The organism is Streptomyces sp. NPDC093094, assembly GCF_044754345.1.
Lineage (GTDB): Bacteria > Actinomycetota > Actinomycetes > Streptomycetales > Streptomycetaceae > Streptomyces.
Window position 1 is genome coordinate 38,442 of record NZ_JBIVOX010000029.1, and the last position, 15,024, is coordinate 53,465.

A 15,024-nucleotide genomic window follows, 5' to 3' on the forward strand; every position below is an offset into this window, starting at 1 on the left:
ACGGATGGCGGAGATGAACGCCCAGGCGAACGAGGACCGGCTGCGGCGGGCCATGGCCGCAGTCCTGCAGCTCCAGCAGCGCAATGCCGAACTGGAGGAGCGGCTGCGTGAACCGGCCGCGATCGTCGGCATGGCCTGCCGGCTGCCCGGCGGGGTCGGCACCCCGCAGGAGTACTGGCGGCTGCTGGCCGAGGGCCGCGACGCCATCGGCCCGCTCCCGGACCGCTGGGAGGGGCTCGACCTGTACGACCCCGACCCGCAGGCCCCCGGCAAGAGCTACGCCGACCAGGGCGGGTTCCTGGACGACCTGGAGCAGTTCGACGCCGACCTGTTCGGCATCTCCCCCCGTGAAGCGGTGTCGATGGACCCGCAGCAGCGGCTGGTGCTGGAGGCGTCCTGGGAGGCGCTGGAGCACTCCGGGATCCGCCCGGACGCCCTCACCGGCAGCCGCACCGGCGTCTACCTGGGCTGCATGCGCTCCGACTACGACACCGGCAACGCGCCCCTCGACGTCCTCGACGGCTACCAGGGCACCGGCATCTCCGGCAGCGTGGTCTCCGGCCGGGTCTCGTACGCGCTCGGCCTCCAGGGCCCGGCGCTGACCATCGACACCGCCTGCTCCTCCTCGCTGGTCGCCATCCACTCCGCCCTCGCCGCGCTGCGCACCGGGGAGTGCGACCTGGCGCTGGCGGGCGGGGTGACGGTGATGAGCTCGCCCGCCATGTTCGTGGAGTCCAGCAGGCTCGGCGCGATGGCGCCCGACGGACGCTGCAAGAGCTTCTCGGCCGCCGCCGACGGCGCCATCTGGTCCGAGGGCGTCGGCATCCTCGTCCTGAAGCGGCTGTCGGACGCGCAGCGCGACGGGGACCGGATCCTCGCCGTGGTGCGCGGCTCGGCCGTCAACCAGGACGGCCGCAGCCAGGGCCTGACCGCCCCCAACGGCCCCGCCCAGCAGCGGGTGGTGCGGGACGCGCTGGCCGCGTCCCGGCTCACCCCCGCCGACATCGACGCCATCGACGCGCACGGCACCGGCACCCCGCTCGGCGACCCCATCGAGGCGGGCGCCCTGGCCGAGGTGTTCGGCCCGCAGCGCTCCGCGGACCGTCCGCTGTGGCTCGGCTCGTCGAAGTCGAACATCGGGCACACCCAGGCCGCGGCGGGCGTCGCCGGAGTGATGAAGATGGTGCTGGCGCTCCAGCACGAGACGCTGCCGAAGACCCTGCACGCCGACGAGCCCAGCCCGCACATCCCGTGGGAGCACAGCGGGATGGCCCTGCTCCAGGAGCCGGTGTCCTGGCCGCGCGGCGAACGCGTACGCCGGGCCGGGGTGTCGTCGTTCGGCATCAGCGGCACCAACGCCCATGTCGTCCTGGAGGAGGCCCCCGCCCCCCGGCCCGCCGCACCCGCCGAGCCGGTGGAGCCCGCCGGGACCGGGGCCCTGCCGCTGCTGCTGTCGGGCCACGACCCGCAGGCGCTGCGCGCCCAGGCGGCCCGCTGGGCGGCCTGGCTGGAGGAGCACGGCACGGCCGCCGCCTGGCAGGACGTCGTGCGCACCGCCGCACTGCACCGCGCACATCTGCCGGCCCGGGCCTGTGTGTCCGCCGACGGACCGGCCGCGGCCGCCGAGGCGCTGCGCGCGCTCGGCGACGGCGCCCCGCACACCGCGGTCGTCACCGGTGAGGTCCACGAACGGGGCAAGCCCGTCTTCGTCTTCCCCGGGCAGGGTTCCCAGTGGGTGGGCATGGGACGTGAACTCCTCGCCGAGAGCCCGGTGTTCCGGACCGCAGCCGAGGAGTGCGACGCCGCCCTGCGGCCGTGGACCGGCTGGTCCGTCCTCGACGTGCTGCGCGGCGAGGCCGACGCCGAACTGAACCTGGAGCGCATCGACGTGCTCCAGCCCGCCCTGTTCACCGTGATGCTCGGCCTGGTCGCGGTGTGGCGGTCGCTGGGCGTCGAGCCCGCCGCGGTCGTCGGCTCCAGCCAGGGCGAGGTGCCCGCCGCGGTCGTGGCGGGCGCGCTGTCGCTGGCCGACGGAGCCCGGCTGACCGCGCTGCGCTCCCAGGGCCAGCTGCGCGAGTGCAGCGGCCGCGGGGCGATGGCGCTGGTGGAGCTGCCGGTCGCCGACGTGGAGTCGCTGATCGCCCCCTACGGCGCCGCCCTGTCGATCGCCGTGGTCAACACCGAGGCGTCCGCCGTCGTCTCCGGCGACGTGGAGGCCGTCGAGGCGCTGCTGGCCTCGCTCGCGGACACCGACGTCTTCAGCCGGCGCATCGCCTCCGACACCGCCGGGCACAGCGCGCACATCGACCCGATGCTGCCCTGGCTCGCCGGGGAACTCGCCGGGCTGCGGCCCACCGGCTGGAACGTGCCGTTCTACTCGACCGTCACCGGCGCCGCCCTGGAGGGCACCGCACTGGACGGCACCTACTGGTGCCGCAACGCCCGCGAGACGGTCCGGATGGACCGGGCGCTGCACGCGCTGGTCGCCGACGGCTTCGACGTGTTCGTGGAGATCTCCCCGCACCCCGTGCTCGGCATGGCGCTGACCGGCGCGACCGCCGATGTGCAGGGCGCGGTCGTCGGCAGCCTGCGCCGCGGGCACGGCGGCCCGGACCAGGTGCTGCGCTCGCTGGGCGCCCTGCACACGCAAGGGTGCGCGGTGGACTGGGCGGCCGTCCTCGGCACCCTGCCGCGCTCCGCCGCCGCCGAGCTGCCCACCTACGCCTTCCAGCACCGCCCGTACTGGACCGACGTCGTCGGCCACCACCTCGCCGCCCCCGGCACCCGCCGCACGACCGCCCCCGCCGCCGACACGGACGCCGGTTCCGGCGCCGCCGGCCCGTCCGCGCTGCGCACGCGCCTCGCCGCGCTCGACGAGGACGCCCGCGCCGAGGCACTGTGCGAGACCGTGGGCCGGGAGGCCGCCGCCGTGCTCGGCGCGCGCGAACCGGTGCCGGCCGGCAAGCGGCTGCCCGAGCTGGGCCTGGACTCGATCATGGCGCTCCAGCTGCGCAACCGGCTCGCCGAACTCCTCGGCGCCGAACTGCCCACCAACCTCGCCTTCAAGCACCCCACGCCCCGCGACATCGCCGTCCACCTGCTCGGCCTGGACCTGGACCTGGACGCCGCACCCGCCGGGCCGCCGCTGGAACGCGCCGACCGCACCGGGGTGTACCCGGCGACCGAGGGGCAGAAGCGGCTGTGGTTCCTGGAACTGATGGACCCCGGCAGCGCCCGCTACAACACCCCGCTCGTGCTGCGCACCGCCGGCCCGCTCGACCCGGGGCTCCTCACGGACGCCCTGCGCACGGTGACGGCCCGTCACGAGTCGCTGCGCACCGGCCTGGAGTCCCGTGACGGCGAGCTGGTGCAGGTCGTGCACGACGACCTCGTGCCGTCGTTCACGCACGAGGACCTCACCGGCGCCACGCCCGAGGAGATCGACGAGCGGCTCGCACGCGAGGAGACCGCGCCCTTCGACCTGGGCGGCCCGGGCCTGCTGCGCTGCACCCTGCTGGACGTGCCCGACGGCGGGCTGCTGTGCCTGACGCTGCACCACGCCGTCACCGACGGCTGGTCGCTGAGCCTGCTCACCCGGGAGCTGTACGACGCCTACCGGGCGGCGGCCGAGGGCCGCGAGGCCGCCGGGCACACCGAGGGAGCCGACGGCTTCCAGCTCGGCGACTACGCGCTCTGGGAGCGCCGCGCCGTCGAGAGCGGCCGCTTCACCCCCGCGGTGGAGAGCCTCGCCGCCGCACTGGACGGCGTGGGCCGGCTGGACCTGCCGCCCGCCGGCACGGACGGCGGACCGGGCGGTTCGGTGCCCCTCGCGGTACCCGCCGACGTGCACGCCGGGGTGGAGGAGATCGCGGCGCGGGCGTCGGTGACGCCGTACACGGTGTACGCGACCGCGTTCGCCGTGCTGCTGGCACGGACCACGGGCACGCAGGACTTCGCCGTCGGCACGGTGTGGGCGAACCGCCAGCTGGCCGGGGTGCAGGGTCTCACCGGATTCCTCGTCAACACGCTGCCGCTGCGCTTCGAACTCGGCGGTGACCCGCTGTTCACGGACGTGCTGACGGCGACCGCGCCCAGGGTGCTGGAACTGCTGGAGCGGCAGGACGTACCGCTGACGGAGCTGGTGCGGGTCTCGGGCGGTGCGCGCAACGGCGAGGAGAACCCGCTGTTCCGTGCCGTCTTCAACTACCGGGCCTCCGCGCTGCCGGCGCTCGGCGAGGGCGCGGACGCCTGGATCCCCGCCGAGGACGGCGCCGTCGGCGGCGGCCCGCGCGGGGTCGCCAAGGCGGATGTCGGCCTCACCCTCGCGCCGGGCGCAGGGGGCGCTCTGCGCGGCGAACTGGAGTTCCTGCCCGGCGTGCTGGACGAGGAGTCGGCGCTGCGGCTGGCGGCGGGCCTGCGGGCGCTGCTGGCGGACGTGGTGACGGACGCCGCCCGGCCGGTGGGCGAACTGACGGTGATCGACGACGCCGAGCTGGCGTGGCTGCGCGAACGCGGCGGCACCGCGGCCGGGGCGGCGCCGGGACCGTCGGCACCGGAGCGGATCCTGGCCCGGGCGCGCACGGCCCCCGACGCCGTGGCGCTGGTCACCGACGACGGCGAGCTGACCTACCGCGCGCTGCTCGCGCGGGCCTGGGCGATGGCCGGGCATCTGCGGTCGGCCGGCGTCGGACGCGAGAGCCTGGTCGGGATCCATCTGCCGCGCTCGGCCGACCTGGTCGTGGCCGTACTGGCGACCTGGCTGGCCGGAGGCGCGTACGTACCGCTCGACCCGGAGTACCCCAAGGCCCGCCTGGAGCACGTGGTCCGCGACAGCCGGCTCGGCGTGGTCGTCTCCACCCGCGACGGCGCCGGCGAGATCGCCGACGACCGGGTCCAGGTGCTCCTCGCCGACGCCCTGCCGGACATCCCGCCGGACGCGGAGCTTCCGGACCCGCAGGAGCTGCCCGGCCCGGCGGACCTGGCGTACGTGATCTACACCTCGGGCTCGACCGGACTGCCGAAGGGCGTGCAGCTGGAGCACGCCCAGTTCGCGAACTTCTGCTCGGCGATGGACGAGCGGGTCGGCGGCGGCGCGGGCGACACCTGGCTGGCGGTCACGAGCCTGTCGTTCGACATCTCCACCCTGGAACTGCTGTGGACGCTGACCCGCGGCTACCGCGTGGTCGTCGCCCAGGGCGGCCCGGCCGCCTGGACGGACTACCTGCCCTACGCCCCCACCCACCTCCAGTGCACCCCGTCGCTGGCGCGGATGCTGCTCGCCGACGCCGACGGACGCGCCCTGGTGCAGGGCCTGGACCGGATGCTCGTCGGCGGCGAGGCCCTCGACCGCGGCCTGGCCCGCAGACTGCTGCGGCTGTGCCCGCACGTGATGAACATGTACGGCCCGACCGAGACCACCGTGTGGTCGGCGGCCTGGGACGTGCTGCCCGGCGAGGTCGCCCTCGGCGAACCCCTGGTCAACAACGTGCTGTACGTGCTCGACGCGGCCCGGCGGCGGGTACCGCGCGGCACCCGCGGCGAGCTGTGGATCGGCGGCCTCCAGGTGGCCCGCGGCTATCTGCACCGGCCCGAGCTGAACGCCGAGCGGTTCACGGACGACCCGTTCGCCCCGGGCGGGCGCATGTACCGCACCGGCGACGTCGTGCGCTATCGCACCGACGGCAGCCTGGAGTTCTGCGGACGCGTGGACGCGCAGGTCAAACTGCGCGGGCACCGGATCGAGCTGGGCGAGATCGAGGCGGTCGCCGCCGAGCACCCGGCCGTCACCGAGACCGCCGCGGTGGTCCGCGAGGACATGCCCGGAGACCCCCGGCTGTGCCTGTACTACACCGCGGGCGGCACCCTGGCCGAGGACGACGTGCGCGCGCTGCTGGCCGGCCGGCTGCCCGCCTACATGGTCCCGGCGCGGCTGATCCGCATGGACGAGCTGCCGCACACCCCGAACAAGAAGGTCGACCGCAACGCGCTGCTCGCCCTCCAGGCGCCGCAGACACGGGCGCCGTCCTTCGCGGCCGCGGACGCCGACAGCCTGGAAGGACTGATCACCGGGGCGTGGGCGGAGGTCCTGGACACCGCGCACATCGACCCGGACAAGGGCATCTTCGACCTCGGCGCCACCTCCATGACGGCCCTGGAGGCACACAAGATCATCTGTGCGGGCCTGGGACGCGAGTTCCCGCTGTCCACGCTGTTCCGCTACCCGACCGTGCGCCAGCTCGCCGCGTATCTGCGCGACGGCACCGCCCCCACCCTGCTCAGGCAGCAGGCGGCGGCCCGGCGCGAGCGCGACGGCGAGGACGCGGTCGCGATCGTCGGCATGGCCTGCAAGCTGCCCGGCGCCTCCGACCTGGACACCTTCTGGACCAACCTGCGCGGCGGGGTGGAGTCCATCACCCGCTTCACCGACGACGAACTGCGCGAGGCCGGAGCCACCGAGGAGGAACTCGCCGACCCGAACTACGTGCGCGCCCGCGGCCTGATCGACGGCCCCGACCTGTTCGACGCCGCGTTCTTCGACTACTCGCCCGCCGAGGCGCTGGTCATGGACCCGCAGCACCGGCTGTTCCTGGAGTGCGCCTGGCAGGCGCTGGAGCACTCCGGCATCGTCCCGCGCACCTTCGACGGCAAGGTCGCCGTCTTCGGCGGCACCGGCTACGGCGGCTACCCGCAGGAGCCCGCCGAGGACCTGTCGTCGTTCTACCGCTCGATGATCGGCGGCAAGGCCGACTACCTGGCCACCCGCGTCGCCCACAAGCTGAACCTGCGCGGCCCCGCCCTCACCGTGCAGACCGCCTGCTCCACCGGCCTGGTCGCCGCCCACCTGGCCCGCGAGAGCCTGCTGCGCGGCGAGTCCGACGTCGCCCTGGTCGGCGCCTCCTCGCTGACCATCCCGCTCAAGCAGGGCTTCGTCCACCAGGAGGGCCTGGTCGTCTCGCCCGACGGCAAGTGCCGCGCCTTCGACGAGAAGGGCGCCGGGACCGTCTTCGGCAGCGGCGCCGGTGTGCTGGTGCTGCGCCGCCTGGCCGACGCCGTCGAGGCCGGCGACACCGTGTACGCCGTCCTGCGCGGCAGCGCCGTCAACAACGACGGCGCCGACAAGGCCGGCTTCACCGCCCCCAGCGTCCAGGGCCAGGCGTACGTCATCGCCGAGGCCCAGGCGGCCGCCGGAGTCGACGCGGCCTCCGTCGGCTTCGTCGAGGCGCACGGCACCGCCACCTCGCTGGGCGACCCGATCGAGGTGCAGGCACTCCAGCAGGTGTTCGGCGCCGCCGAGCGCGACGAGCCGTGCGCGATCGGCTCGGTGAAGACGAACATCGGGCACGCCGACGCCACCGCCGGCGTGGCCGGCCTGATCAAGGCCGCGCTCATGGTGCACCACGGCGAACTGGTGCCGAGCCTGAACTTCGAGCACCCCAACCCCGAGATGGGGATGGACCCCAACCTGTTCCACGTCAACACCGAGACCCGGCCCTGGCAGCAGGAACAGGGCCCGCGCCGGGCGGGCGTGTCCTCCTTCGGCATCGGCGGCACCAACGCCCACCTCGTGCTGGAGCAGGCGCCCGCACACGACACGGCGGCCCCCGCGCCGGCCCCGGCCGCGCTGCCGGTGGTGCTGTCGGCACGCGACGAGACGGCGCTCGCCGAACAGGCCGGCCGCTGGGCCGACTGGCTGAGCCGCACCCCCGGCACCACGCTCGGCGACGTGGCCCGTACGGCCGCCACCCGCCGGACGCACTTCACGCACCGGGCCGCGGTCACCGCTGCGGACCTGCCGGAACTCGTGCAGGCGCTGACCGCGCTCGCCGAGGACCGCTCGCACGCCGCGCTCACCCGGGCCACGGCCCGGCCGCGGGGCGGGCCGGTGTTCGTCTTCCCCGGTCAGGGCGCCCGGTGGGACGGCATGGCACACGAACTGCTCGACCGGTCCGCGGCGTTCGCCGAGACGGTCGGCGCGTGCGACGCGGCCCTCGCCGAGGTCACCGGCTGGTCGGTGACCGACGTGCTGCTGGACCGTGCCGCGCCGGAACTGACCATGGACCGCCTGGACGTCAACCAGCCGGTGATGTTCACCCTGTACGTCGCCCTCGCCGCGGCCTGGCGCGAACTGGGCGTGGAACCCGCCGCGGTGGTCGGCCACTCGCAGGGCGAGGTCGCCGCGGCCGTGGTGGCCGGGGCACTCACCCTCGCCGAGGGCGCGCGGATCGTCGCGGTACGCAGCCGCGCCCTCCAGGGCGTGGCCGGCGTGGGCGCGATGGCCGTGGTGGAACTGCCGCTGGAGCAGGTGCTTGAGCGGATCGCCCGGTTCGGCGGGACGGTGTCCGTCGCGGCCGTCAACACCCCCTCCTCGGTGGCCGTCTCGGGCGAGGCCGACGCGATCGAGGACCTGCTGTTCGAACTGGACGACGACGACGTCGTGTGCGGGAAGCTGGAGGCGCCGGTCGCCTCCCACAGCCACCACATGGACGCCCTGCTGCCCGCCCTGGAGGCGGAACTGGCCGCCCTCGCCCCCCGGCCCGGCGACATCCCCTTCTACTCCACCGTGACCGGCGCCCTGCTGGACGGCAGCGCGCTGGACGGCGGCTACTGGTCGCGCAACCTGCGCGAGCCGGTACGCCTCGACCTCGCCCAGCGGGCCCTGCTCGACGCGGGCCTGGAGACCTTCGTCGAGGTCAGCCCGCACCCGGTGCTGGCGATGCCGCTGACCGAGGGCAGCGAACGCGCCGTCGTGACGGGCACCCTGCGCCGCGGCCACGGCGGGCCCGCCGAGTTCCTGCGCACCCTGGGCGTCCTGCACGCCCACGGCCACCCGGTGGACTGGACCCGCGTCCTGCCCGGCGGCCGGGTCGCGCCGCTGCCGTCGTACGCCTTCCAGCGCCGCAGCTACTGGCTGGAGGAGACCCGCACCGCCCGGGACGCGGCCGTCGACCGCTCCTTCTGGGACGCCGTCGGCGACCAGGAGACCGCGACGATCGCCGAACTGCTGGACGCCCCCGAGCAGCTGCGCGGCAGCATCGAGGAACTGCTGCCGCTGCTGAACTCCTGGTGGCGGCGCCAGGGAGCCGACTCGCGGATCGCCGGATGGCTGTACGAGGACACCTGGCGGCCGGTGCCCGCGGGCGCGCCGCGCGCGGTCCCCGCGACCGTCGCCCTGGTCACCGCCGAGGGCGAGGAACGGACCGCCGACGCGCTGGAAGAGGCACTGACCGCCGCCGGCGCCCGGGTGCACCGGGTGCCCGGCACGACGGACCGCACGGCAGCCGCGGCGGCGCTCGCTGCACTGCCCGGACCGCCGGACGCCGTCCTCACCCTGGCCTCGCTGGACACCACCGCCGGACCGGGCGGCACCACCCGCGGCTTCCTCGCCGCGCTCGCCCTGCTCCAGGCCCTCGGCGACAGCGCGCTCGCCGTTCCCGTCTGGGCGCTGACCCGCGGCGCGACCGCCGCCGACGGCACCGTCCCCGACCCGGCCGCCGCGCTGGTCGGCGGCCTCGGCCGGGTGGCCGCCCTGGAGGACCCGCTGCGCTGGGGCGGTACCCTCGACCTCGCGCCCGAGCCGTACGACGGCTGGGCCGGCCAGGTCGTCGCCGCCCTCGCGAGCGGCGACCACGAGGACCAGTGCGCACTGCGCCCCGCCGGCCGGTTCGTACGCCGTCTGGAGCGGACCGCGCCCCGCGCGGCGGGCGGCGACTGGACCACCCGCGGCACCGCGCTGATCACCGGCGGACAGGGCGCGCTCGGACTGCACCTGGCCCGCAGGCTCGCCGAACGCGGCGCCGAACGCATCGTGCTGGCCTCCCGCCGCGCCACCCCCACCGACGGCACCGGGACCCTCGCGGCCGAACTCGCCGAGCGGGGCGTCGAACTGGCCCTGGAGGCGTGCGACGTCACCGACCGCGGGCAGGTCGCCGCGCTGGTCGCCCGCAGCGCCGCCGACACCGCCCGCCCGCTGTCCGTCGTCGCCCACCTCGCGGGTGTCTCCCGCCTCGCGGCCATCGGCGACCTGACCGCCGACGCGGCCGCCGACGAGATCGCCGCGAAGGTGCTCGGCGCCCGGTACCTGCACGAGGCGCTCACCGGCGCCGACCTGGACGCCTTCCTGCTGTACGGCAGCGGCGCCAGCCTGTGGGGCGGCGCCGGCCAGGCCGCCTACGGCGCCGCGAACACCGCGCTGGACGCCCTCGCCCGGCAGCGCCGCGCCCAGGGCCTGCCCGCCACCGTGCTGCACTGGGGCGGCTGGGCCGGCGGCGGAATGGTCTCCGAGGAGGCCGAGAAGGCGGCCCGCGCGCGCGGCCTGCGCTCCATGCCGCCCGTGCGCGCACTGGACGCCCTCGACCTGGCGCTGCGCTCCGGCAGCACGGCGCTCGGTGTCGCCGACATCGACTGGACGGCGTTCGCCCCCGCCTACCGCGCCGCCCGGCCCCGCCCGCTGCTCGACGGCATCGACGAGGCCCGGCCCGCCCCGGAACAGGGCCCCGCCGAGGACCCGGGGGCCGGCCGCGAGCTGCGGCTGCGGCTGGCCGCGCAGGACGCCGCCGAGCGGCTGCGCACGGTCACCGCCCTGGTCCGCGACGAGGTCGTGCCCGTCCTCGGCGTCGCGGCCGGCGACCTGCCCGACGACAAGCCGCTCCAGCAGACCGGCCTGGACTCCCTGATGGCCGTCACCCTGCGCAACCAGCTCATCCGGGTGACCGGGCTGCCGGTCACCACGGAGCTGATCCTGCGGCACGCCAGCTGCGCGGGCATCGCCGCCCGGCTGCTGGAGGACCTGCGGCCCGAGGACACCGCCCCGGCGAAGGAGTCCCGCCCGGCCGCGGCCGGATCCTGGCTGCGGGTGCTCAAGCCCGCCGAGCGGCCCCGCGCCCGGGTGCTGTGCGTGGCCGGGATGGGCGGCACCACCGGCGGCTACGTCCCGCTGGTGCGCCATCTGCCCGACGACGTCGAACTGATCGGCGTCCAGCTGCCCGGCCGCGAGGCCCGGGCGGACGAGCCGGCCATGACCGACATGATGGCCGTCGCCGACCAGGTCGTCGCCGCCCTCGGCGAGATGCTCGACGTGCCGGTCGTCCTCTACGGCCACAGCCAGGGCTCCTGGCTGTGCTGGGAGGTCGCGCACCGGCTCGCGCACCGCCCGGGCGTGCCGCCGCTGGCGCTGGTCGCCGCGTGCGCGCTGCCCCCGCTCGCCGAGCCGACCGCGGGCCTCGACCGGCTCGCCGAACTCACCGCCGACGGCGACTTCGACCAGGTCGCGCTCGACGAACTCGCCGGGATCTTCCGGGGGCTGCTGCCGGACCAGATCCTCGACAGCGAGGAGCTCCTCGCCGAGTACGTCGACCGGCTGCGCGCCGACACCGTCCTCGCCGAGAGCCACCGCAGCGTGCTGCGCGGCGTCACCCGCGCCCCGCTCGGGGTGCCCGTCCTCGCCGTGGAGGGCAGCGACGACCCGGTCCTGCCCGCCGGGGCCACGCAGGTGTGGCAGGAGCTGACCGACGGCCCCTTCACCCGCAGCGCCATCGACGGCACCCACGCGGCGCCGATCGTCAACACCGAGGCGATGGCGGACCAGCTCATGAACGTGATCAGGCACATCGCAACCCTGGAGGAGCCCCATGCCTGAGACAGTCCGCCCCGACGGGGCGCGGATCCACTACGAGGTGCACGGGGAAGGCTTCCCCGTGCTGCTCCTGGCGGACGGAGCCGCGAGCGGCGACAGCGCCTCCTGGGAGGAGAACTTCTACCACCCGGTCGCCGAACTCGCCGGACGCTTCCGGGTGATCGCCGTGGACCTGCGGCACACCGGCCGCTCGGCCGCCGCCCCGTTCGCGCCGTTCTCCTACGAGCAGCACGCCGCCGACCTGGTGGCCGTCCTCGACGACGCGGGTGCGCCCCAGGCACATGTGGTCGCCGCCGGTTCCGGCACGGCCGTGGCGTGGCGGCTCGCCCACGACGCCCCCGCCCGGGTGCGGTCCGTGGTCGCCGAGCGGCCCGTCGGACTCGACGCCACCAACACCCTCGGCGACTTCCTCGCCGGACACGACGAGCCGATGCGGTACGCCCGCGCCGAGGGCATCGCCGGTGTCCTCGCCGCCGCCGAGCGCGACGGCAGTTTCACCCGCAACCCGCAGGCGGGCCCGTACGCGGCCCGGCTGGCCGCCGACGAGGAGTTCCGGCAGGAGATCGTGGCGCTGCGCCGCGAGCGCTACATCGTCTCCCTGGTCCGCCACCGCGACGGCATCTGGCCGGCCGGTTCGCCGTACTTCTCCGTGCCCGAGGAGTGGCCGGCCACCTTCGGCCGCCCGCTGCTGATCCTCGCCGGGGCCGGTCCGCTGAGCCCGGAGGGCGTGGCCAAGCGGCTCGCCGGCGAGGCGCCCGGCGCCCGGCTGCTGGACGCGGGCCACGCCGACGCCGACCGCCGCGCGGACACCGTGGCCACGATCGTCACCTTCCTGAACGAGCACACGCCTGCCGCTGCTGAGGACCGATGACCATGCTCACCCTCGACTCACTCGACATCACCGACGAGGCCGCCTACGCGGCGGCCGGCGACTACCCGTACGCGGAGTTCGACCTGCTGCGGCGCGAGGCGCCGGTGTTCTGGTACCGGCGGCCCGGCTTCGAGCCGTTCTGGGTGCTGACCCGGCACGAGGACATCGCCTGGGTGTCCCGCAACCCGAAGATCTTCTCCAGCGCGCAGCGCGTCACCCTCGACACCCCCGAGGCCGTCGACATGTTCGAGATCCAGCTCGAACAGCGCGGCCAGATGTTCGGGCACGGCCCCGACCTGCCGCCGGCGCTGTCGTACATGGACGCGCCCCGCCACCGCCATCTGCGCCAGGTGATGGCCCCCTGCTTCACCCCGAAGGCCATCGCCGAGCTGGAGGACCGCTTCCACGAGCTGGCCCGCGGCTACGTCGCCGAGTTCACCGCCCGGCTCGGCGAGCACGGCGAGGCCGACGTGGCCCGCCATCTGTCCGCCCGGCTGCCCGTCGCGGCGATCTGCGAGCTGGTCGGCGCCCCGCTGAAGGACTGGGACGACATCTTCGAGTGGACGGAGGGCACCACGGGTGCCGCCGACCCGGAGAACCAGCGCGACGGCGAGGACGCGGAGGCCACCTTCGCCCGCAACATGACCGCCCTCAACGGCTATGTGGCGCAGCTGGTGCAGGAGCGCATGGGGCAGATCGACGGCACCGGCACGGACGTGCTCAGCCGGCTGGCCCGCGCCCGGATCGACGACGAGCCGCTGGCCTTCCACGAGATCCTCTACACCGTCTTCAACCTGCTGGTCGCCGGCATCGGCACCACCCGCAACGCCACCACCGGCGGCGTCCAGGCCCTCCTGGACCACCCCGAGCAGCTGCGGCTGCTGAGCGAGGACCCCTCGCTGGTGGACGGCGCGGTGGAGGAGATCCTGCGCTGGACGTCGATCGCGGTGAACTTCGTGCGCACCGCCCGCCAGGACACCGAGATCGGCGGGCAGCGCATCCGCAAGGGCGAGACGGTCGCCATGTGGTACCCGGCGGGCAACCGCGACGCGGCGGTCTTCGACGACCCCTACCGCTTCGACATCACCCGGGACGCGCGCGCCCATGTCGCCTTCGGCGGGCACGGCGAGCACGTGTGCCTGGGCTCGCACCTGGCCCGGCTCGAACTGCGGGCCGTGCTGCGGGCGATCACCCCCGTCCTCACGGAGCTGGAGGCCGTGCGCCGGCCCGAGTTCGGGGTCCTGCACCTCCAGGCGGCCGAGATCAAGCGGCTCGTCGTACGACGCAAGGAGCACTGACCATGGCGGACAGCCGACCGATCCCCACCACGCTGCAGGAGTTCGCCGACGGGGACGAGTCCGACCTGAACGTGGTGGCCCCGTGGGCGGGCCCCGCGGTGGACCCGGAGACGGGACTGCTGCGCGAACCGCTGCGCGGCCGTCATCTGATAGCGACCTCGGTCGGCTGGCCGAAACCGGGACACGAGCCGGTGGCCATCCAGCTGAACGAGGCGATTCTCAAGGAACTGTATGTGCGGCCCGGACTGCTGGCCGTTTCCCTCGCTATTTCCGAGAACAATTTCAACAGCACCCGCAGCCTCAGCATCTGGGAGGACGAGGCGGCTCTGCGCGGTTTCATGAAATCGGAGCCGCACATGGCGGCGGCACGCCGGGTGAAAGAGCTCATGTTCGACTGGGAGGGTACGCACTGGGTTTCCGAGGAGACCACCGAACTTCCCACGTTCGAGGAATCCCGGGTTCGGCTCGCGGCCGTACGGGATCCCGGACCGAGCGCATTCGCGTCGCCCGGTGAGTGAGATCGTCCAGAAATCTCCTGAGATCTGCTCAAGAACCGCTTGAGAACCACTTGAGAATCCTTCGAGGACCGCTCGAAACCGATTCGAGGGGGATTCGAGAATTCCTTGGCAACATGCCTGAAGAACGCTTGAAAACAACCGAGAGGAGTCCGGTACATGACCGCGACCATCGAGGCCGCCCCGCCGCAGTCCCTCACCGACCACTTCCTGCACAGCTTCGACCTCGCCCACGGCATGGTCCTGCAGCTCGCGGAGGACTTCGACGACGCGTCCGCCCGTCTCGCGCCGGCCCCGCACAAGCCGCTGGTGTGGTTCCTCGGGCATCTGACCTGCTCCACGGACTACTTCTCCACCCTGCACCAGGGCACGGAGTCACTGGTCACGGAGGAGTTCTCGCGCCGCTACGCCGGCAACGACAACCAGGACTGGTCCATCGGCCCGTCGCTGGAGGAGATGATCGACCTCTACAAGGCCGTGCATGCCCGCATGCGCGAGTTCGTGGCCGGTCTGACCCCTTCCGACCTGGACAAGGAGTCCCCGCTGGAGCCGTTCGGCGACGACCGGCTGAAGAACCTCGGCAAGGCGCTCGCCATCATCCAGATGCACGACGCCTACCACTGCGGCCAGGTCGGCTGCCTGCGGGTGGCACTCGGGAAGCACGTTCCCTTCTAGGCCGCCGCACTCCGGTTCGCATCGCTCCGGGGC

5 protein-coding genes are annotated in these 15,024 nt (G+C 74.5%); all 5 read left to right on the top strand.

All coding sequences use genetic code 11. From position 1 onward, the window contains the following. The first annotated feature begins 13 nt into the window (after positions 1 to 13). A complete protein-coding gene (locus ACIQGV_RS36945; protein WP_402503193.1) occupies positions 14 to 11,635 on the top strand; it encodes an amino acid adenylation domain-containing protein in 11,622 nt (3,873 codons plus the stop codon). Beyond that, on the top strand, positions 11,628 to 12,503 hold the full coding sequence (locus ACIQGV_RS36950; protein WP_402503196.1) for an alpha/beta fold hydrolase: 876 nt from the start codon (positions 11,628 to 11,630) through the stop codon (positions 12,501 to 12,503). The genes ACIQGV_RS36945 and ACIQGV_RS36950 overlap by 8 nt, the downstream gene beginning before the upstream one ends. Beyond that, the gene (locus ACIQGV_RS36955; protein ID WP_402503199.1) at positions 12,500 to 13,801 is read left to right on the top strand and encodes a cytochrome P450; all 1,302 of its coding nucleotides are present in this window, start codon (positions 12,500 to 12,502) and stop codon (positions 13,799 to 13,801) included. Before ACIQGV_RS36950 ends, ACIQGV_RS36955 begins: the two co-directional genes overlap by 4 nt. A gap of 2 nt (positions 13,802 to 13,803) precedes the next feature. After that, complete coding sequence (locus ACIQGV_RS36960) at positions 13,804 to 14,319, top strand: DUF3291 domain-containing protein (protein WP_402503201.1); 516 nt, start codon at positions 13,804 to 13,806, stop codon at positions 14,317 to 14,319. Positions 14,320 to 14,475: 156 nt separating this feature from the next. Beyond that, positions 14,476 to 14,991, top strand: a complete 516-nt coding sequence (locus ACIQGV_RS36965; protein WP_402503202.1) for a DinB family protein — start codon at positions 14,476 to 14,478, stop codon at positions 14,989 to 14,991. Positions 14,992 to 15,024: the final 33 nt, after the last annotated feature.

What these genes read in the sequence shown, in the direction of transcription:
- ACIQGV_RS36945 (WP_402503193.1), top strand. Translation starts at nt 14, where the DNA reads ATGAACGCCCAGGCGAACGAGGACCGGCTGCGGCGGGCCATGGCCGCA.
- ACIQGV_RS36950 (WP_402503196.1), top strand. Translation starts at nt 11,628, where the DNA reads ATGCCTGAGACAGTCCGCCCCGACGGGGCGCGGATCCACTACGAGGTG.
- ACIQGV_RS36955 (WP_402503199.1), top strand. Translation starts at nt 12,500, where the DNA reads ATGACCATGCTCACCCTCGACTCACTCGACATCACCGACGAGGCCGCC.
- ACIQGV_RS36960 (WP_402503201.1), top strand. Translation starts at nt 13,804, where the DNA reads ATGGCGGACAGCCGACCGATCCCCACCACGCTGCAGGAGTTCGCCGAC.
- ACIQGV_RS36965 (WP_402503202.1), top strand. Translation starts at nt 14,476, where the DNA reads ATGACCGCGACCATCGAGGCCGCCCCGCCGCAGTCCCTCACCGACCAC.